Source organism: Actinoallomurus liliacearum, from assembly GCF_039542035.1.
GTDB lineage: Bacteria > Actinomycetota > Actinomycetes > Streptosporangiales > Streptosporangiaceae > Actinoallomurus > Actinoallomurus liliacearum.
Genome location: NZ_BAABHJ010000005.1, coordinates 78,974 through 98,373 on the forward strand (window position 1 = coordinate 78,974; position 19,400 = coordinate 98,373).

The 19,400-nt window shown below is 72.0% G+C and carries 16 protein-coding genes; 10 read left to right on the forward strand and 6 right to left on the reverse strand.

Annotated features, from left to right (window positions below):
• Nucleotides 1-54 precede the first annotated feature (54 nt).
• The 4 genes from ABD978_RS08095 to ABD978_RS08110 form a co-directional block, all read right to left on the reverse strand.
• Complete coding sequence (locus ABD978_RS08095) at nucleotides 55-714, reverse strand: response regulator (protein ID WP_345350879.1); 660 nt, start codon at nucleotides 712-714, stop codon at nucleotides 55-57.
• Entirely contained in the window at nucleotides 711-1,865 is a 1,155-nt protein-coding gene (locus tag ABD978_RS08100) for a sensor histidine kinase (RefSeq protein ID WP_345350882.1), read from the reverse strand. Before ABD978_RS08100 ends, ABD978_RS08095 begins: the two co-directional genes overlap by 4 nt.
• Before the next feature lie 35 nt (nucleotides 1,866-1,900).
• On the reverse strand, nucleotides 1,901-2,470 hold the full coding sequence (locus ABD978_RS08105; protein WP_345350885.1) for a hypothetical protein: 570 nt from the start codon (nucleotides 2,468-2,470) through the stop codon (nucleotides 1,901-1,903).
• Between the two features lie 185 nt (nucleotides 2,471-2,655).
• Nucleotides 2,656-3,225, reverse strand: a complete 570-nt coding sequence (locus ABD978_RS08110; RefSeq protein ID WP_345350888.1) for a TetR/AcrR family transcriptional regulator — start codon at nucleotides 3,223-3,225, stop codon at nucleotides 2,656-2,658.
• Between the two features lie 80 nt (nucleotides 3,226-3,305).
• On the opposite strand from ABD978_RS08110, the gene ABD978_RS08115 reads away from it, so the two are divergent.
• Entirely contained in the window at nucleotides 3,306-4,511 is a 1,206-nt protein-coding gene (locus ABD978_RS08115; RefSeq protein WP_345350891.1) for an MFS transporter, read from the forward strand.
• 80 nt (nucleotides 4,512-4,591) lie between these two features.
• A complete protein-coding gene (locus ABD978_RS08120) occupies nucleotides 4,592-5,467 on the forward strand; it encodes an SDR family NAD(P)-dependent oxidoreductase (RefSeq protein WP_345350894.1) in 876 nt (291 codons plus the stop codon).
• Between the two features lie 61 nt (nucleotides 5,468-5,528).
• On the opposite strand, the gene ABD978_RS08125 is transcribed toward ABD978_RS08120, so the two are convergent.
• The gene (locus ABD978_RS08125) at nucleotides 5,529-6,011 is read right to left on the reverse strand and encodes a cupin domain-containing protein (protein ID WP_345350897.1); all 483 of its coding nucleotides are present in this window, start codon (nucleotides 6,009-6,011) and stop codon (nucleotides 5,529-5,531) included.
• 132 nt (nucleotides 6,012-6,143) lie between these two features.
• Between ABD978_RS08125 and ABD978_RS08130 the strand changes: the two genes are divergently transcribed.
• From ABD978_RS08130 to ABD978_RS08140, 3 genes are all read left to right on the forward strand, one after another.
• Nucleotides 6,144-8,315, forward strand: a complete 2,172-nt coding sequence (locus ABD978_RS08130) for a protein kinase domain-containing protein (RefSeq protein ID WP_345350900.1) — start codon at nucleotides 6,144-6,146, stop codon at nucleotides 8,313-8,315.
• Nucleotides 8,312-10,468, forward strand: coding sequence for a protein kinase domain-containing protein (locus tag ABD978_RS08135; protein ID WP_345350903.1), 2,157 nt, complete (start codon nucleotides 8,312-8,314; stop codon nucleotides 10,466-10,468). The genes ABD978_RS08130 and ABD978_RS08135 overlap by 4 nt, the downstream gene beginning before the upstream one ends.
• Before the next feature lie 966 nt (nucleotides 10,469-11,434).
• Nucleotides 11,435-12,823, forward strand: a complete 1,389-nt coding sequence (locus ABD978_RS08140) for a hypothetical protein (protein ID WP_345350906.1) — start codon at nucleotides 11,435-11,437, stop codon at nucleotides 12,821-12,823.
• Nucleotides 12,824-12,890: 67 nt separating this feature from the next.
• Here ABD978_RS08140 and ABD978_RS08145 read toward each other — a convergent pair whose 3' ends face one another.
• Nucleotides 12,891-14,021, reverse strand: a complete 1,131-nt coding sequence (locus tag ABD978_RS08145) for a LacI family DNA-binding transcriptional regulator (RefSeq protein WP_345350909.1) — start codon at nucleotides 14,019-14,021, stop codon at nucleotides 12,891-12,893.
• Between the two features lie 157 nt (nucleotides 14,022-14,178).
• On the opposite strand from ABD978_RS08145, the gene ABD978_RS08150 reads away from it, so the two are divergent.
• The 5 genes from ABD978_RS08150 to ABD978_RS08170 all read left to right on the forward strand — a co-directional run bounded on the left by ABD978_RS08150 (nucleotide 14,179) and on the right by ABD978_RS08170 (nucleotide 19,357).
• Nucleotides 14,179-15,039 carry an ABC transporter permease gene (locus ABD978_RS08150; RefSeq protein ID WP_345350912.1) on the forward strand — a complete coding sequence of 287 codons (861 nt, stop codon included), beginning with the start codon at nucleotides 14,179-14,181 and terminating at the stop codon, nucleotides 15,037-15,039.
• Between the two features lie 75 nt (nucleotides 15,040-15,114).
• Nucleotides 15,115-16,131 carry an ABC transporter substrate-binding protein gene (locus tag ABD978_RS08155; protein WP_345350915.1) on the forward strand — a complete coding sequence of 339 codons (1,017 nt, stop codon included), beginning with the start codon at nucleotides 15,115-15,117 and terminating at the stop codon, nucleotides 16,129-16,131.
• 51 nt (nucleotides 16,132-16,182) lie between these two features.
• Nucleotides 16,183-16,977 carry an ABC transporter ATP-binding protein gene (locus tag ABD978_RS08160; RefSeq protein ID WP_345350918.1) on the forward strand — a complete coding sequence of 265 codons (795 nt, stop codon included), beginning with the start codon at nucleotides 16,183-16,185 and terminating at the stop codon, nucleotides 16,975-16,977.
• 92 nt (nucleotides 16,978-17,069) lie between these two features.
• Nucleotides 17,070-18,221, forward strand: coding sequence for a Gfo/Idh/MocA family protein (locus ABD978_RS08165; protein ID WP_345350921.1), 1,152 nt, complete (start codon nucleotides 17,070-17,072; stop codon nucleotides 18,219-18,221).
• Complete coding sequence (locus ABD978_RS08170) at nucleotides 18,218-19,357, forward strand: dihydrodipicolinate synthase family protein (RefSeq protein ID WP_345350924.1); 1,140 nt, start codon at nucleotides 18,218-18,220, stop codon at nucleotides 19,355-19,357. Before ABD978_RS08165 ends, ABD978_RS08170 begins: the two co-directional genes overlap by 4 nt.
• Nucleotides 19,358-19,400: the final 43 nt, after the last annotated feature.

Genomic DNA, 19,400 nt, shown 5'->3' on the forward strand with positions numbered 1-19,400 from the left:
CGAATCGCTCCTTGACCGAGCGGCCGAGAAGCGCACTGCCCCGCGCCGGCGCGGTCAGGGGGTGCCGGGGGAGATCAGGCCGGACTCGTAGGCGGCGATGACCGCCTGCACGCGGTCGCGCAGGCCGAGTTTGCTCAGCACGTTGCTGACGTGGGTCTTCACCGTGTGCTCGCTGAGCACCAGGGCGGTGGCGATCTCGGCGTTGGACAGGCCCCGGCCGAGCAGCACCAGCGTCTCCCGCTCCCGGCCCGTGAGCGCGTCCAGGCCGGTCGGGGAGACGGCCGCCCGCGGTCGGCGCGCGGTCAGGTCGGAGATCAGCCGACGCGTCACCGTGGGCGCGAGCAGCGACTCGCCCGTAGCCACCACCCGTACGGCGTGGACGAGATCGTCGCGGCGTACGTCCTTGAGCAGGAAGCCGCTCGCCCCCGCGTACAGCGCGTCGTACACGTAGTCGTCCTGGTCGAACGTCGTCAGCATCAGCGCCCGGCTGGAGGTGCGGGCGCAGATCTCCCGGGCCGCCTCGATGCCGTCCATGCCCGGCATGCGGATGTCGAGCAGCACCACGTCCGGCCGGTGTTCGGTCACCGCGGCGACGGCCTCCGCGCCGTCGGACGCCTCGGCCAGCACGGTGATGTCGGGTTGTGACTCCAGGATCATCGCGAAGCCGCTGCGCACCAGCTCCTGGTCGTCGGCGATGACGACGCCGATGCTCACGAGGCCACCACCGGCAGGGTCGCCGTGACGGTGAAGCCGCCGGCGCCGCCGGATGCGGACGCCGTGCCGCCGCAGGCCGTGGCGCGTTCCCGGATTCCGATCAGCCCGTTGCCGGAGCCGCCGAGCGTTCCGGCGCCGGTCCCGTCGTCCCGAACGGTGATCATGAGGGAGTCTCCCCAGCCCAGGGTGACCGCCACTTTGGTGGCGGCCGCGTGCTTGAGCGTATTGGTGAGCGCCTCCTGGACGATCCGGAAGGCCGCCACCTCGGCGTCCGCCGTCAACCGGCCCGGCTCGCCGGACACCGAGTAGGACGCCGCCAGCCCCGTCTCCTCGACCTGAGCCACCAGAGAGGGGATGGCCGCGACGGTCGGCTGCGGGGCCCGTACGCCGGTGTCCTGCTCCTCCTTGAGGATGCCGAGCGTACGGCGGAGTTGCGTCATCGCGTCCCGGCCGGCGGAGGCGATCGCGTCGAACGCCTTCTCCGCACGGTCCGGCATCCTGCGGACGGCCACCGGCCCGGCCTCGGCCTGCACGATCATCAGGCTGACCGCGTGGGCCAGCACGTCGTGCATGTCCCGCGCGATGCGGGCTCGTTCGGTCGCGACCGCCCGGGCGGCCTCGGCCTCGCGATCGCGTTCGAGCCGCCCGGCGCGGTAGGCGAGGTCCCGGAGGTGCTGTTCCCGGCGCTGCGCGATCGTGCCGAGGACCAGTGCGCCGGTGCCGGTCAGCAACCCGATCAGGGCGGTGGTGGGGCTCTTCACGGATATGAGGCTGGTCACTGCGACCAGCACGATCGCGAGGGTCCGCTGCGATCGCCGTCCGACCCAGGCGATCGAGTAGAGCGCCACCAGCATGCCCCAGGCGACCGGCTCCGACGCCGCCCGATCCAGGGTGTTGTACCCGATGAGCGAGACGTAGATGGCGAGCAGGCACAGGATGGGGAACCGCCGCCGGAAGATCAGCGGCAGCGACGCGCCCGTCATGAGCACCCACGCCCAGGGCGAGAACGGACCGGGCTGTTCCGGCCGGGGGATCAGTAGGGGCATGTACAGGACCGCGAGCACCAGGAAGGCGACTCCCGCGTCGGCGACGTACGGCCGGGCTCCGACGGGAACGCGGTCCCACCAGGGCTTCGGCTCGGGGACGGTCACTTGGCCATCATCCCAGAGGGAAAGGTTCCGGCTGGTCACGCGAGAGTGTGGGCGGTACGGCGGGTGGGGCGGAAGGCCAGCGGGGCGAGGGCGAGGACGTACAGGAGGCCGGCGACGGGGATGTAGTCCAGGTTCGCCGCCGCGGCGACCGTGCCGAGCGCGATCAGGGTGGGTGTCCACCAGGCGACCGCGCGCGGCCGTACGACGGCCGCCAGAACGGTCAGCCCGAGCATGCCTACGTAGAACAGGATCGGCACGACGGTGTAGACGACCGGCAACACGCCGGGGACATCCTGGATCTGGTGGAACATGTGCTGCTTGTCCGCTTCGTCGCGGGCCAACAGGCCCACGACGATGTCGATGCCGATCTGCGCGATCGTGGCGGCGAGCCCGATCAGGCCTATCCCGGCGAACGCCGTGCCCGTCCGGCCCGGAGTGAGCCTGCGCAGCCCGAGCAGGACCCAGCCGAACAGCATCAGGCCGGCGAGCATGAGCACGTGGCCGAGCGTCCAGCCGAAGCGGCTCTGGTGGTCGATGAGCCGGGCCACTCCGTACGCGCCCATCAGCGCCGGTGCCGCGACAAAAGAAATCTTGGTGGTGTGCACGATGACTCCCGAGGTGCTTTAGCCGATGAGGTAATCCTCGGGATTTCCGTCCGCCGGGGGATCGCCGGTACGAGCCATATTCCGCCCTCCCCCGCAGGACGGATCCGGCTCGCCCGGCCTTGGAACTTCGGTACGTCGCCTTCCGGCATGACCTTGCCAGGGGCCGTGGGCGAGACGCGTCGCGGTCAGGGCACGTGGGTGGCCGCTGTGATGACGGCGTCGGTGAGCGCGGCGGCGTAGGCGTCGGTGAGCTTGCCGGCGTCGAACAGCAGCGCGTACCACATCGGGCCGAAGACCAGGTCGATGAGCACCTCGTCGTCGGGGTGGGTGACCTGCCCCCGGTCCCGCGCCCGGCCGAGGATCTGGCGGACGGCGTCGCGGCGCGCCGCGATCAGTTCGCTGCTCACGCGCTGGGCGAATGCGGGGGCCTGCAGCGCCTCGGCGGCCAGGGCCTGGTTGAGTGCGCCGGGCACGCCGCGCTGGGCGGCGAAGGTCTCCTCCAGCAGGGTCAGCAGGTCCTCGCGCAGGTCGCCGGTGTCGGGCGTGGGCAGCCGGGTGCGGGCGTAGACGGCCAGCACGTCCAGGATCACCTCGCCCTTGCCCGGGTAGCGGCGGTAGACCGCCTGCTTGGACACGCCGCTGCGGGCCGCGATGCCCTCCATGCTCATCCCCCGGTAGCCCTGCTCGGTGATCAGGTCCAGGGCGGCCTGGCGGATGGCGTCGTCGACGGCGGGGTCGCGGGGTCGTCCGGTCATGGCCCGCAGTCTATTTGACATACGCACCGGTCCGTATTTAAATCTCATACGCAACGTTCCGTATTGAAAAAGGAGGGGCCGTGCACCCTCGTTCCTCCACCCCCGCGCTCCTGTCGCTGGCCCTGGGTTACTTCGCGCTGGGCACCGCCTCGCTGGCGGTGGTCGGTCTCAGCGGCCCGATCGCCGCCGACCTGCGGGTGTCGGCCGCCACCGTCGGCACCCTGGTCACCGTCTTCTCCCTGGTGTTCGCCCTGGCCGCCCCGATCGCGACGATCGCCCTGGGCCGCCTGGACCGCCGCCGGGTGCTACTGCTGGGCCTGGCGCTGATGACGATCGGCGGCATCGCCGGCGCGGCGGCCCCCACCTTCGCGGCGCTGGCCGCCGCCCGGGTGGCCGCCGGCCTGGGTGCGGCGATCTTCGGACCGGCCGCCTCGGCCACCGGCTCGATGATCGTGCCGGCCGAGCAGCGCCCCCGCGCGCTCGCGGTGGTGTTCGGCGGGATGACCGCCGCCACCGTGCTGGGTGTGCCGCTGGCCTCGGCCGCGGGCACCGCGATCGGCTGGCGGGCCACGATGGCCGCGGTGGTGGCGCTGACTCTGGTGGCGGGCGGGCTGCTGGCGGTGCTGCTGCCGTCGGTGGCGGCCGGCCCGGCCCCCACCGCGCGGGCGTTCGCCGGGGTGCTGCGCACCCCCGGAGCCGCATCGATGATCGCCACCACGCTGCTCGTGCTGACCGCCCAGTTCACCGTCTACGGGGTCGCCGGGGCCTACCTGGCCACCCGGTTCGGCGCCGGTCCCGGCCTGGTGTCGTTGACCCTGCTGGTCTTCGGCGCCCTGGGCATGGTCGGCAACGCCGCCGGGGCCCGCGTCTACACCCGTCTGGGCGGCGGGCGCACCATCGCACTGGCGCTGGCCGGGCTGACCATCACCTTCCTGGCGCTGGCCGGCGTGCCCGCCCTGCCCGTGGCCGGTGTCGCGGTGTTCGCCTTCTGGGCCTTCTTCAACACCCTGTTCATGGCCCCGCAGCAGGCCCGCCTGGTGGAGTTGCTGCCGGAGCAGCGCGGCATCCTGCTGGCCCTGAACGCCTCGGCGCTGTACCTGGGCATGAGCCTGGGCAGCCTGCTCGGCAGCGGCCTGCTGCCCGCCCTGGGCGGCCGCTGGCTCCCGGCCCTGGCGCTGACTCCGCTGGCTCTGGCCGCCGGTGCGCACGCGGCCTCGCTGCGCCCCCGCCCCACCCGCCCGACGGCCCCGGCCGCCACCTCCGCCCCGGCCCCGGCCCACCACTGACCTTCCACCGCCGGCGGCGACCCGGCCATCTGACCCCGCCCCACCCCTCTTCTCACGACCGAACTGCGAGGCCGAACCCCGTGACCACCCACGAGCCGCACGACCAGACCATCCTGATCACCGGCGCCACCGACGGCCTCGGCCGCGCCCTGGCCCACCGCCTGGCCGCCCAGGGCGCCACCCTGATCCTGCACGGCCGCAACCCGGCCAAGGGCAAGGCGCTGCTGACCGAACTACACGACCGGACCGGCAATGACCGGCTCACCTTCGAACAGGCCGACTTCGCCTCCATCGACCAGATCCGCGCCCTGGCCGACCGGCTGGCCGGCCGCGACCGGTTGGACGTACTGGTCAACAACGCCGGGATCGGCGTCGAGACGGCCCCCCAGCGCAGCGCCGACGGTCTGGAGCTGACCTTCCAGGTCGACTACCTGGCCACCTATATGCTCAGCTGCCTGCTCACCCCGCTCCTGGCCCGCACCGCCGCCACGCGTTCGACCACCACGCACCCGGCGCCCGCCAGGATCGTCAACGTCAGCTCCGCCGGGCAGTCGCCCCTGGACTTCGACGACGTGCTGCTGGAGCGCCACTGGGACGGCGTGCAGGCCTACTGCCAGGCCAAACTCGCCCAGATCATGCTCACCTTCGACCACGCCGAACTACTGCGCGACCACGGCGTCACCGTCAACGCCCTGCACCCCGCCTCCTACATGCCCACCAAGATCGTCACCCACCTGTTCACCGTGCAGAGCACCCTGGAGGAAGGCGTCACCAACACCGCCCGCCTCGTGACCGACCCCACCGTGGCCGAGGTCACCGGCGCCTACTTCAACCGGGCCCGCCCCGCCCGCGCCCACCACCAGGCCTACGACGCCGCCGCCCGCACCCGCCTGCAGGAGCTCAGCCGGCACCTCACCGGCGTGCCCTTCCCCACCGCACCGCTCCAGGCCGTCTGACCCGCGAGCCGTGAGGTGTACGCGCCGCCCGGCGCGTACACCTCACGGGCGCGTCCGTACGTCAGAGCCAGTGGTTGTCGTGGCGCAGGAAGAACTCGAGGCGCTCCTCGTCGCTCAGCTTGCCCAGCCCCTCCGCGAGGCCCTCGAAGTAGCCCTCGCGCGGGGCGCCGGGGGAGAAGTGCAGCAGCATCGAGGCGGGCTCTCCCGACTCGTTGCGGAAGGCGTGGATGCCGCCGGCCGGGACGTGGACGAAGTCGCCGGGGACCGTGTCGATCCAGCGCTCGCCGTTGTAGATGCGGACCGTTCCACTGAGGATGTAGAACGACTCGGAGATCGACCGGTGGAAGTGCTTGTCCGGGCCGCTGGGCTTCGGGCCCATCACCCAGCGGTACAGGCCGAACAGCCCGCCCGTCGACTCGCCGGTCGCCAGATAGTGCACCGTGTTGCCGGACGAGTAGGTCAGCTCCGGCTCGTGGTCGGCCGGCCGGTAGGTGGCGCTGATCTCGCCGTTCTCGCCCTCGTAACGTGCCGGTGGGTAGCTCACGTCGTCTCCTTAGCGTACGAAACCCCGATTTCGCCGTCGAGCCGGTGAGCGGATCGCCGGGCGGTCCGCCTGGAATGGTCGGCGGCAGAGTGGCATTATCGCGCCTCGTGTTGTTTTCGGAAGGTATGGGTGGTGCGGGTGCCGGCGGCCGATGACCCTCGCCGGATCGGCCCGTACGCCGTGCTGGCGGAGCTGGGCGCGGGCGGCATGGGTCGCGTCCACCTGTGCCGGTCCGAGGGCGGCCGGCTGGTCGCCGTCAAGGTCGTACGGGAGGAGTTCGCCGACGACCCGGGCTTCCGACGGCGGTTCCGGCGCGAGGTCGAGGCGGCCCGCGCGGTCAACGGCTTCTTCACCGCCCCGGTCGTCGACGCGGACGCCGACGGGCCGCTGCCCTGGCTGGCCACCGCGTACATCCCGGGTCCGTCGCTCGGGGACGCCGTCCGCGACCACGGACCGCTGCCCGAGCCGGCCGCACGGGCCCTGGGGGCCGGGCTGGCGGAGGCGCTCCTCGCCGTCCACGGCGCCGGGCTGGTCCACCGCGACCTGAAACCGGCGAACGTCCTGCTCGCCGCGGACGGGCCCCGCGTCATCGACTTCGGGATCAGCAAGGCGCTGGACGGCACGCAGCTGACCAGGACGGGCGGTCTGGTCGGCACGCCGGCGTACATGTCCCCCGAGCAGGTCACCTCCGACGGCCCCACCGGGCCGGCGAGTGACGTGTTCTCGCTGGCCGGAGTCCTCGTCTTCGCCGCGACCGGGGCCGGGCCGTTCGGGGCGGGCGGTGCCCAGGAGGTGCTCTACCGGGTCGTGTACGGCGAGCCGGACCTGATCGGTGTGCCCGGCGGCCTGCGGGGCGTCCTGGCCGAGTGCCTCGTCAAGGATCCCGCGGCGCGACCGACGCCCGAAGCGGTGCTCACCGCGCTCGCGCCGGCCGATCCGGCGGCCCTGGCCCTGCCGGCGCTGCGCGCGGACCAGGATCGACGCGCGGCGGATGCGGCGGCCCTCTCCGCGACCGTGCCACCGTCGGCTCCTTCGGACGCGACCGCCACGACGGCGCGGACGCTCACGGGACCGCCGCCTCCCGACCGGCGCCGCTTCCTCAAGCTGGCCGCCGGCGCGGCGGGCGGGCTCGTCGTCGCCGGCGGTGTGACGGCGGCCGTCGCGTGGCCGACCGGCGGTCACGAGTCCCGTCGTCGACCGGCCCCGCGCCGTACGCTCGCCGGGGCTCCGGCGCCGAGCTGGACCCTGCCCCGGCCGGGCGGTGCGTTCGACCGGAAGACGTTAGGGCTGTGGGTGGCCGGTGGCCTCCTCGTGTGGGGCGACCAGGCGGTGCTGCACGGAGTCGATCCCGCCGACGGACGGCTCCGCTGGACGTGGAAGGCCACGACCCTCATGAAGGGGGTCCGCGGCCGGTGGACGAACGTGACGGACTCGACCGCGTACGCCGTCGCCACGCCCGACCTCGGCTCAGACCGGAGCGTACTGGCCGGGCTGGACGCCGCGACCGGACGGCGCGTCCTCCTCCGCGAATCGCCCGACGCCGCCGCCGACGTCTACGGCAAGGTCTTCCCCGGAGCGGGCGGACTCCTCGTCATGAGGGCGGAGCCGCGCTACGAACGCAACGAGTACGACGGGGTGTCCGTCGTCGACGGCGGTACCGGACGCCTCCGGTGGCGCAAGGAGGTGGCGACCTCCCCCGAGGGAGCCAAGACGGCCGCGGACGCGACGCGCTGCTACGTCGCCGTGTCCGGCACCCTGGCCGCGTGGGACCTGGCCACCGGCACGCGACGGTGGCGGATCGACCAGGGGAAGACGGATCTCGTCGCGCTGACCGTGTCCGGAGACACCCTGTACGTCGCCGGCCCCGGCCTCACGGCGATCGACTCGGCCACCGGCACCCGTAAGTGGACGGCGCTGCCCGGCGGCGACGTCGGCGAGGCCGTCGCCGTCGTCGGAGCCACGGTCGTGGTCACCGCCGGGAGCACGGTCGCCGGCGTCGACGCCGGGACCGGGACCGTCCGGTGGCGCACGCCGAGCCCGTCCGCGCTCGCCACGGCCGGTACGTCCCTGGAGCTGTCCGCCTCCGCCGAGGTCACCGCCGCGCCCTTCGACGCCGGTGTGCACATCGAGGACTTCAAGGACACCGACCCCAGCGGGTTCATCGTGGTCGGCACCGCCGACGGCACGCCCCGCTGGGCGTACCAGGCCGCTCCGGGAACGCAGTGGCACGTCGCGGCCGTCGGCGACCGGGTCTACGCGACCGACGGCACGGCCCTGCACGCCTACGAAGGAGGTGCGCGGTGACGACGCTCCGGGCCGATGACCCGGTCACGGTCGGACCGTACCGAGTGATCCGCCGGCTGGGCGGCGGCGGGATGGGCCAGGTGTACCTCGCCGCCTCGCGGGGCGGCCGGCCCGTGGCCGTCAAGATCGTACGCGCCGCCCTGGCCGACGACCCGGCGTTCCGCGCGCGGTTCCGCGCCGAGGTCGCGGCCGCACGCGCGGTCGGCGGGGTGTTCACGGCCTCGATCGTCGACGCCGACCCCGACGGCCCGACCCCATGGCTGGCCACCGAGTACGTTCCCGGCCCCTCCCTCCAGGACGCGATCGAGCAGCACGGGCCGATGCCCGAGAGCACCGTGCGCGTCCTCGGCGCCGGACTGGCCGAGGCGCTGCGGGCGATCCACGGGGCGGGCCTGATCCACCGCGATCTCAAGCCGTCCAACGTCCTCCTGGCCGCGGACGGGCCGCGGGTCATCGACTTCGGCATCAGCCGGGCCCTCGGCGACGCGTCGCTGACCGAGGCCGGGCAGGTCATCGGCTCGGCGGGCTACATGCCGCCCGAGCAGATCGACGGCCGGCCGCCCACTCCCGCCGGTGACGTCTTCTCCCTGGGCGCCGTCCTGGTCTTCGCGACCACGGCACGGCCGCCCTTCGGCGCCGGCCCCGCGCCCGTACTGATGTTCCGGACCACGCACGAGCCGCCGGCCCTCGACGGCGTTCCGCCCGGACTGGCCGGACCGCTCGCCGCCTGTCTCGACAAGGACCCGGCCCGGCGGCCGCCCGTCGAATGGCTCCTCGGGGCCCTGAGCCCGGCCGCGCGCCCGCCGTACTGGCTCCCCGACCCCGTGGCCCAGGACCTGCGGCGACGCGAGACCACCGTCGTCGACGAGCTCCGCGCGCCGCGCCGAGCCATCACCAGGCGCCGGGTCCTCGCGGCGGGCGCCGGTCTGGGCGCGGCGGCCGCGATCACCGGCGGCGCGCTGTGGGCCCTTCGGGGGGACTCCGGGCCGGGGCTGCCACGGCCGCTGTGGCAGACGACCCTCCCGGCGGCGGACATGTACTCCCTCACCGAGACGGTCCTGGACGGTGGCGTGTACTTCGGGGACGACGACGCCGTCATCGCCCTCGACGCGGACACCGGCCGGAAGAGATGGGCGGGCCTTCCCGGAGGCTACGGCGCCCCTCCCGCGATCGACCCATCGACCGGCACCTGTCTCCTCCTCATCGACCAGCGGATCCACGGCCTCGACGTCCGTTCCGGCGCGGAACGGTGGGCACGCGACACGCCCGCCGAGCTGAGATCGGCGAAGAAGTCCCGGGAGGAGTTCTTCTGGCAGGGACGGCCCGGCTACTACCTCCAGTCGTACGATCCGGCGGGGCTGTACGCCTTCGACCCTCGGCAGGGCACCCCACGGTGGTCGTTCGCCGACCCGCAGGGGACGGACCTGTCGGTCGAGCGCCAGGTGGGCGACTCCCTGATCTGCAGCCGCGGCCTGTCCTCCAGGAGGATCCGCTGCCTCGACCCCGCCTCCGGCGGGCTGCGGTGGACCCTTCCCGACAATGTGGGACAGACCTACTTCGATCCTTGGGGGATCAGCGACGCCGACCTGTTCTTCGCCATCGACGAGGGCGAGAACCTCTTCGCGGTACGGGCCCGGGACGGGGCGGTCCCGTGGCGGGTCTCCGCGTCGGCGATCACGACGAAGGGCGAGCAGTACCACTATCCGACCATTCAACGGACCGGCGGTTCGCTGCTGTTGTCCGGGAGCCATTACCTCCGGCTCTTCGACGCCGCGACCGGCAGGCAGGCGTGGGCGTGCCGGACGACCGCCGAGGACGCGAGTCCGGACATCTTCCAGGGCGGCGCGTACCACCTCGACGCGGGCGTCGTCCACCGCGTCGACCTGCGGACCGGCCGGACCGCGGCGGTCACCGGAAGACTGCCCGCCTCCTCGTACCTGGAGTCGGTGACCGACGGTCTGCTCATCACCTCCGTGGTCGACGCGTCGGGAGGCACCGCCGGCCTCTACGCATGGGACCGTCGTTCGGGCAGGCAGGTCTGGCACCACCCGGCGACCACGGCGAACACCTCGGCGCTCTGGCGGGTCGAGACGCTGGGGAAGTACCTTTTCGCCCGCTACGAACAGACCCTGCTCGCCTTCCGCCTCTCCTGACCCGCGCCGACCGCGTCACACGGCCGCTCGAGCCGTCAGTGGACGCACGTACCGGTCGAGACCGGGCGCGTACGGGTCCGGCCCGTACGCGCGGAGGATTCCAGCTCCTCCGCTGTCAGCGCATACCCGGCCATGGAATCCGCGTTGTTCGCGGCGAACACCATGCCGTAGACCTCGCCGTCCGTAGCGAGGAGCGGAGCGCCCGGGACTCCCTGGGGAACCGCCGCGTCGATCGCGTAGACACGGCGCGTGACCCGGCCGTCGCCGTAGAGGTCCGGACCCTGTGCACGGAGCTCGGCGCGGATGCGGGCGTGTTCGGCCGACAGCGCGGTGCCGTTCTAGCGCCCGAAGAGGTGATCCGAAGGCTCGGTGACCGTCACCGAGGACCGGGAGGAATCCCACCAAGTCGCCTCCCGATCCCCGCCTTCACCGAGCGATCCGCCGGGCGTAGCCATCGCCCGGCTGCCGGCGTCAGCGCTGGGCCCGTAGCACCGGAGGCGACGGCGCAGACCCCGCTCACGCCGCCGTCGTAGAGGTTGCCCCCGGTGACCAGCCCGTCCCCTTCGGATACACCTTGGCGTACAACGCGTTGGAGTCGTCGCCGGTCGAGTACTGGCGAAGGAACATCGCGCAGGAATACGAACACCCGCGCGATCGGTCACAAGGGAGGTATTAGAGTGTTCCTCTCGTGCTCCTGATCGGCTCTGTGCGGGTTGCGCATTAATCCATCCGGATCTCGTAACCCGCATGGCGTCTCCGGGCGTCGGCGGGGGTGGCTCGGTGGGCGCGTACGAGGCTCGGCGCGGATGTGGGCGTGTTCGGTCGACGGCGGGCATGGGGGGCGAAGGCTGCCGGTAAGTGCGTTCGTCCACGTGGGTGGCCGGATCCGGACGTTCCCCGGAATGGACCGCGTCTACTCGGAACGCGCAACGGGCGTATGATCATCGGGCTCATCGAAGGAGTCCAGTGCGCATTACTCCGCTATTCTCCAAGGCTGGTCTCGCCGTCGCTGCGGTGACACTCGCCATTCTTCCCGCTACCGCCGTCAAAGCCGCAGGGAAGACACCATCCATCCTCACCTTGTCCGGCCTGCCGGCGACCATTGACTACGGACAATTCCAGCAGACGGTCCGTGGCACCCTGACGACCCGGGTTCCGGCCGGACAGACGCCAGAGCCGATCTCCGGCGCCACCATTCAGCTCTCGGAGGGACTGAATCAGGACGTGACCCTGGGCACGGCCACGACCGACGAGAACGGTGACTTCTCGCTGCCGGTCACGTTGCCCGCGCCCGGTGTCGTACAGGCTTATTTCGCCGGCGACGACACCCATGCTCTGACGCGTTCGGGTTCCAAGGTCGCGCCGGCCGCGACCCTGCCGACGAAGGTGACTCTCAGCGGCCCCGCCTCCGCCGAACCGAACGCGACCATCGACGTGACCGGACAGGTCACCGTCCAGACGCCGGACGGCACCTGGGTTCCGGCGCCGTACGCGACGGTGAGTCCCTCGGGAACCGGCGTCGGCGGGTTCGTGAAGACCGGTGCCGACGGGCGGTTCTCGTTCACCGCGCAGGCGGCTCACGGTTACGCGCCGACGGCGCTCGTGTACACCGACGGAACGTTCGCCAGAATGACGCGTTCCGAGCCGCTGGTGACGCCGTACTCCTCTTACCCTGTGCAGATCAGGGGATTCGGCGGAAAGCAGGACCCGATGAATCCGGGGCACGTAGGCTTTTTCGCCGGCGCGTCTTACGAACCCGACGACGTGGGGACTGCGCCCTACCACGGGCCGGTGATCCTGCGGTATCTGCCGAAGGGTTCCAAGACCTGGATCCAAATGGCCACCCGCACCGCCACCGGGTCGTACGGTTCGGGGCAGGATTTTCAGGGCTCGGCGGATTTCGCGAATCTCTCGGGTTTCCTGCCCGGCGGCAAGGGTGTGCTCGCGGCCGGCGGAACCTGGGAGGTGCAGACGCCGGCGAACGGACCTTTCCTCGCCGGCACCAACCCCGACGGCGTATCCGCCTCGCCGAGGATCTACGCGCCGACCTACGTCACCGGAAGTAAAGTGACCTCCCGTGCGGGGAAACGCTACCTGACCGGTTACCTCAACGACGATCACACCGTCGGACCGGTCCCGCGCATGAAGATCAAGGTGTATTACCAGAAGACGAAGTCGAGCACGCATAAATATCTCGGCTACGTCACCACGGGATCCGACGGCCGGTTCAGTTACAAGCTGACCGGTCACGCTCGCGGTTACTACCAGGCCGTCTTCGCGGGGGCCGCGATGCCCGGTGGAATGGACGTCGGTTACTTCTACTATTCGACCGGCGCACTCGTCTACTACCGGTGAGCCTGCGCGTTCGTTGCCAGTGAGAGTGGCCGCCGGCTCGTCCGGCGGCCACTCCGCCTGCCCATGTTCACCCTGGCCGGCGACGGGCGGGGGTGGCGGTGGTGGCGCGGAGGACGACTTCGCCGGGGAAGCGCTCGACGCGGCTGCGGCGGGCGGGCTCGCGGATGGCGAGGTTCATGACGCGCTCGCCCATCTCCTCCAGGGGGAGGGCGACCGTGGTCAGGGGCGGGACGAGGTCGCGGACGATCGGGATGTCGTCGAAGCCGGCCAGTGAGACCTGGCCCGGCACGTCCACGCCGTGGTAGCGGAAGGCGGACAGCGCGCCGATCGCCATCACGTCGGTGAGGGCGAACACGCAGGTCGCCGTCAGGCCGCGGCGGATCAGCTCGGTCGCGGCGGCGTATCCGCCGTCGCGCGTGAAGGACTCCTCGACGACGCGGTCGTCGGGGAGTGACACGCCGGCCTCGGCCAGGGCGTCGCGGAAGCCGCCGAGCCGGTCGGCGACGGTCGTGAGCGTGCGCGGCCCGGTGAGCACCGCGAAGTCGCGATGGCCGAGGCCGAGCAGCGTACGGGCGAGGGCGGCGGCGCCCTCGCGGTTCTCCGGCTGCACGGTGTCGACGCGCAGGCTGCGGTGGCGGCTGAGGACGGCGACGCGGCCGCCGGCCCGCATGTACGGGTCGAGCTCGGCCCCCATCGAGCGCTCCCACGCGCGGTCCTCGAACCCGGATCCGATCAGCAGGATCGCCCGGGCCCGCTGGGCGCGGAGCATCGCGACGTAGTCGACCTCCCGGGCGGGGTCGCGGAACGTGCTGGCCAGCATGACGAGCAGCCCGTGCTCGGCGGCGGCGCGGGTCACGCCGCGGGCGATCGCCGCGAAGTACGGGTCGCTGACGTCGTGGCAGATCAGGCCGATGGCCTGGCTGGAGGCGCGGGCGAGCGCCTGGGCGTGCGCGTTCGGCGCGTAGGCGAGCTCGGACGCGGCGGCGAGCACGCGCTCCTTCAGGTCGGCGCGGACCTGGGTGGTGCCGTTGAGCACGCGGGAGGCGGTCGCGAGGGAGACCTCGGCGCGGCGGGCGACGTCCTGCAGTGTGACGTGCGTGCCCGTCGGGCTCGCGTCGTCCTCGGGCGCGCCGTCGCCCGGCGTGGTGGTCTTCGTCCGGGTGCGTCTGGACGGCCGGTCCGGTCGGTGTTCCCCCATTTTTCGCCCTCCTGGCTCCAGCATGCCGTGAGCGTGCGACCCGGACGGCTGAAATCACCTCTTGACCGCACCGTACGCCGTCCCTACGGTAGCAGAAAGCGCTTTCAGAATGCGCTTTCTGAGAGCCCGAGCGCAGGGTCCGAGCACGGAGGAGCTCATGGTGAGTCAGAGCACCACACCCAGTGTTCCGGTGGCCGGAGTCGCCGAGCGTGACAGACCCGGGGCCGGCGAGCGGGTCCGCGACGCGGTCGTGCGGTCCTGGCGGCCGGTCGCGCTGCTCCTCGCCTGCCTGGTCGCCTGGTGGGCGATCACCGCGGCGAAGCTGATCGAGGCCTACCTGGTGCCGTCGCCGACCAAGACGCTGCAGGTCATGAGCGACAAGGCCGGCTACATCTGGCACCACACCTGGGTCACGACGTACGAGACGCTGCTGGGCTTCGTCATCGCGACCATCGTGGGCGTCCTCGCCGCCGTGATCATGGTGTACTCCTCGGCGGTCGAGCGGACGCTCTATCCAGTGCTGCTGTTCGCGCAGGTCATCCCGAAGGTCGCGATCGCGCCGCTGCTCGTCGTCTGGCTCGGTTTCGGCCTCGCGCCCAAGGTCGTCGTGGCCGTGCTCATCGCCTTCTTCCCCGTCGCCATCTCGATGGTCACCGGCCTAAAGGCGGTGGACCCGGAGATGGTCCAGCTGTCGGCGACGATGGGCGCCGGACCGCTGCAGACGTTCTCCAAGATCCGTTTCCCCGCCTCGCTGCCGCACCTGTTCTCCGGCCTGAAGGTCGCCGTGACGCTCGCCGTCACGGGTGCCGTCGTCGGCGAGTTCGTCGGGGCCAACGAAGGCCTCGGGTACGTCATCCAGCAGGCCAACGGCAACCTCGACACCCCCATGCTCTTCGCCGGTCTGCTGGTGATGTCCCTGATCGGCGTCGTCCTGTTCGTGCTCGTGGAGTTCGCCGAAAAGCTTCTGCTGCCCTGGCACGCCAGCCGTCGCGGCGCCGCCGTGACCACCACCTACTGACGGACGCCCCCCCGGCTCCCCGACGCCGCCCGTCCCGCCGACCTGACGCGTACCTGACCTACCGACGGAGACGACATGAAACTGCGCAGCCTCGTCCTCACTCTGGTCCCGATCGTGGCGATCACCGCCGCGTGCGGGGGAGGGGGTGACAAGACCAGCAGCGCCTCGGGCAAGAAGCTGGACAAGGTCACGCTGACCCTCAACTGGTACCCCTACGGCGAGCACGCGCCGTTCTACTACGGCAAGAAGCAGGGCATCTTCGAGAAGCACGGCATCGACCTGGAGATCAAGGCGGGCCAGGGCTCGCAGAAGACGGTGCAGGCGACCGGCGCGGGCCAGACCGACTTCGGCTGGGCGGACACGCCGGCGCTGCTGGCGGGCGTGAGCCAGGGACTGCCCGTCAAGAGCATCGGCGTCTACATGCAGACCACGCCCGCGGCCGTGCAGTTCTTCTCCGAAAAGGCGATCAAGACGCCGGCCGACCTGAAGGGCAAGCGCATCGCGGCCACCGCGGGTGACGCGCCGTCCCGGACGTTCCCGGCGTTCCTCAAGAAGAACGGCCTCAGCGAGTCGGACGTCCAGCTGCAGAACACCGACCCGGCGGGCAAGATGGCCGCGGTCATCTCCGGCAAGACGGACGGCCTCATCGGCTACGCGAACGACCAGGGCCCGACGATGGCCGCCAAGGCCGGCAAACAGGTGTCCTACCTCAAGTTCGCCGACTTCGGGCTGAACTACTACTCCAACGGCCTGCTCGTCGGCGACCGCAAGCTCAAGAGCAGCGCGGATCTGGTCAAGCGCATGTCCGCGGCCACCAGTGAGGCGTGGGCGGCGGCCGAGAAGGACCCGGCGAACGCCGTCGCCGCCATGCAGGGCGCGTCCCAGCAGCTCCCGTCCCCGACGGTGCTGGCCGACCAGTTCAAGACGACGATGAGCCTCCTGCACACCGCCGCCACCCAGGGCAAGGCCCCGGGCATCAACACCGACGCCGACTGGCAGCAGACCATCAGCGTCTTCACGCAGAGCGGCCTGATCAGCAAGGCCGAGGCGCCGTCGGCGTACTGGGCCTCCTCCGCCGCGCCGCAGGGCTGACCGACCGGAGAGGTGACGACGATGCCCGGGAGCACACGGGAACGAGGGCAAGTGACTGAGCAGGAAGCGAGCCGGGGCGGAAACGTCCGGCTGGAGGACGTGGCCGTACGGTTCCGTACGAAGAAGAAGGACGTCACGGCGCTGCGGGACGTGTCGCTCGACGTGGCCGCGGGCGAGTTCGTGGCCATCGTCGGCCCGTCGGGCTGCGGGAAGTCGACGCTGCTCAAGCTGGTCGCGGGGCTGCTCAAGCCGTCCTCCGGCGGCGTACGGCTCCGCGGCGAGTCGGTCGCCGGCCCGCGCCACGACATCGGGTACGTCTTCCAGCGCGCCGCGCTGCTGGAGTGGCGCAGCGCCCGGCGCAACATCCTGCTCCAGGCGGAGATGCGCCGGATGCCCGCCGCCCGGGCCCGCGAACGCACCGCGGAGCTCATCGCGATGACCGGGCTGACCGGGTTCGAGGACGCGTACCCGCACGAGCTGTCCGGCGGTATGCAGCAGCGGGTGGCGCTCTGCCGGGCGCTGCTGCACGAGCCGCCGGTCCTGCTGATGGACGAGCCGTTCGGCGCGCTCGACGCGCTCACCCGTGAGCAGCTGAACATCGAGCTGAACCGCATCTGGCGGGAGACGCGTACGACCGTCCTGCTGGTCACGCACTCGATTGCGGAGGCGGCCTACCTCGCCAACCGCATCGTCGTGATGACCGACCGGCCCGGCACGATCGCCGAGATCATCGACGTCGACCTGCCGGACGAGCGGGACTACTCCGCGACCATGGCCCGCCCGGAGTTCGCCCGCGCCACCGGCCGGATCCGCGACCTGCTCGGCGCGGCCTCGGCCGCGGACTGACCCGTACAGCCGTCGACCGAACCCGCAGAGCCGTCGACCGAACGAGACCCGTAGAGGCGTCGGCTCGAACCGGTAGAGAGGAACACACAGGGATGGCACGCAGGTCCATCGGGATCGTCCTGAACGGCGTGACCGGCCGGATGGGGTACCGCCAGCACCTCGTCCGCTCGATTCTGGCGATCCGCGACCAGGGCGGGCTGACCACCGCCGACGGTACCGTGCTGTGGCCGGAACCGATCCTGGTCGGCCGCAGCGAGGTCAAGCTGCGCGCCATCGCCGAGCGGCACGGGCTGACGGAGTGGTCCACCGACCTCGGCGAGGCCCTCGCCCGGCCCGGCGTCGAGGTCTACTTCGACACCCAGATCACGAGTGCCCGTGCTCCGGGGGTCCGGGCGGCGATCGAGGCGGGCAAGCACGTCTACACCGAGAAGCCGCTCGCCGAGGACGTCGAGGAGGCGCTCGAGCTGGCCCGGCTCGCCGACGAGGCGGGCATCCGGCACGGCGTCGTACAGGACAAGCTCTTCCTGCCGGGCCTGCTCAAGCTCAAGCGGCTGGTCGACGGCGGCTTCTTCGGGCGGATCCTGTCGGTGCGCGGGGAGTTCGGCTACTGGGTGTTCGAGGGCGACTGGCAGGAGGCGCAGCGCCCGAGCTGGAACTACCGGGTGGAGGACGGCGGCGGGATCATCGCCGACATGTTCTGCCACTGGCGGTACGTCCTCGACAACGTCATCGCGCCGGTCCGCTCGGTGCAGGCGCTCGGCGCGATCCACATTCCCGAACGGGTCGACGAGAACGGCAAGCCGTACGCCGCGACGGCGGACGACGCGGCGTACGGGATCTTCGAGCTCGAGGGCGGCGCCATCGCGCAGATCAACTCCTCCTGGACGACGCGGGTGTTCCGCGACGAGCTGGTGGAGTTCCAGGTGGACGGCACCGAGGGCAGCGCGGTCGCCGGCCTGCGCCGCTGCCGGGTGCAGCACCGGTCGATGACGCCCAAGCCGGTCTGGAACCCGGACCTGCCCGCCACGGAGGACTTCCGCGCCCAGTGGCAGGAGGTGCCGGACAACGCCGAGTTCGACAACGGGTTCAAGGCGCAGTGGGAGCTGTTCCTGCGGCACGTCGCCGACGACGGCGCGTTCCCGTGGGACTTCTACGCGGGCGCGCGGGGCGTCCAGCTCGCCGAGCTGGGCCTGCGCTCCTGGAAGGAGGGCCGCCGCATCGAGGTCACGGAGCTCGCCAAGTGAAGATCGACCTGCCCGAGGGCGGCTCGCTCGTCCCCTACACGCTGGGCGAGCCGCGCGCCTATCCGCCGCCGGCGGCGCCCGCCACGTCGCGTGTCGCGTACGCCGCCGCGCACGTCGTGGTCGACCCGCTCGCCGACCCGGAGGCCGTCGACTGGGAGTCGACCCTGGCGTTCCGCCGGCACCTGTGGTCGTACGGGCTGGGCGTCGCGGAGGCGATGGACACCGCACAGCGCGGCATGGGCCTCGACTGGCCGACGACGCGCGAACTCATCGCGCGCAGCGGCGCGGAGGCGCGGGCCTGCGGCGGACGCATCGTCTGCGGCGCGGGCACCGACCAGCTCCCGCCCGGCCCGGCCCCGCTGGACCGGATCGTCGCGGCGTACGAGGAGCAGCTCGGCGTGATCGAGGCGGCCGGCGGGACGCCCGTCATCATGGCCGGCCGCCAGCTCGCCGCCTCGGCCACGGGGCCCGACGACTACGCCGAGGTGTACGGCCGGCTGCTCGGCCAGGTCGCGCGGCCCGCCGTGCTGCACTGGCTCGGCCCGATGTTCGACCCGGCCCTGGAGGGCTACTGGGGCTCGGCAGACCTGGACGCCGCCGCCGAGAGTGTGCTGGCGATCATCGCCGAGCACGCTGCCGAGGTCGACGGGATCAAGGTGTCGCTGCTGGACGCCGGCCGGGAGGTCGCGCTGCGCCGCCGCCTGCCCGCGGGCGTGCGGCTCTATACCGGCGACGACTTCAACTACCCGGAGCTGATCCGCGGCGACGACCACGGGCACAGCGACGCGCTGCTCGGCATCTTCGACCCGATCGCGCCCGCCGCGGCGGCCGCCCTCGGCGCGCTCGACGCCGGGGACCCGGAGGCGTACGAGCGGGTCTTCGCCCCGACCGTGCCGCTGGCCCGGCACATCTTCGCCGCCCCGACGTACTACTACAAGACGGGCGTCGTGTTCCTCGCCTGGCTGGCCGGGCACCAGGCGCACTTCCGCATGGTCGGAGGCCTGGAGAGCGCCCGCTCCGTCCCGCACCTGGTCCGGCTGTTCACGCTGGCCGACCAGGCCGGCCTGCTGCCCGACCCGGACCTCGCGGCGGCCCGCATGCGCGCGTGGCTGACCGTCCAGGGGGTGACCTCATGAGTGAGCGGAGCGAGCGAATCGGGAGCACAGCGCCCTGGGTCAC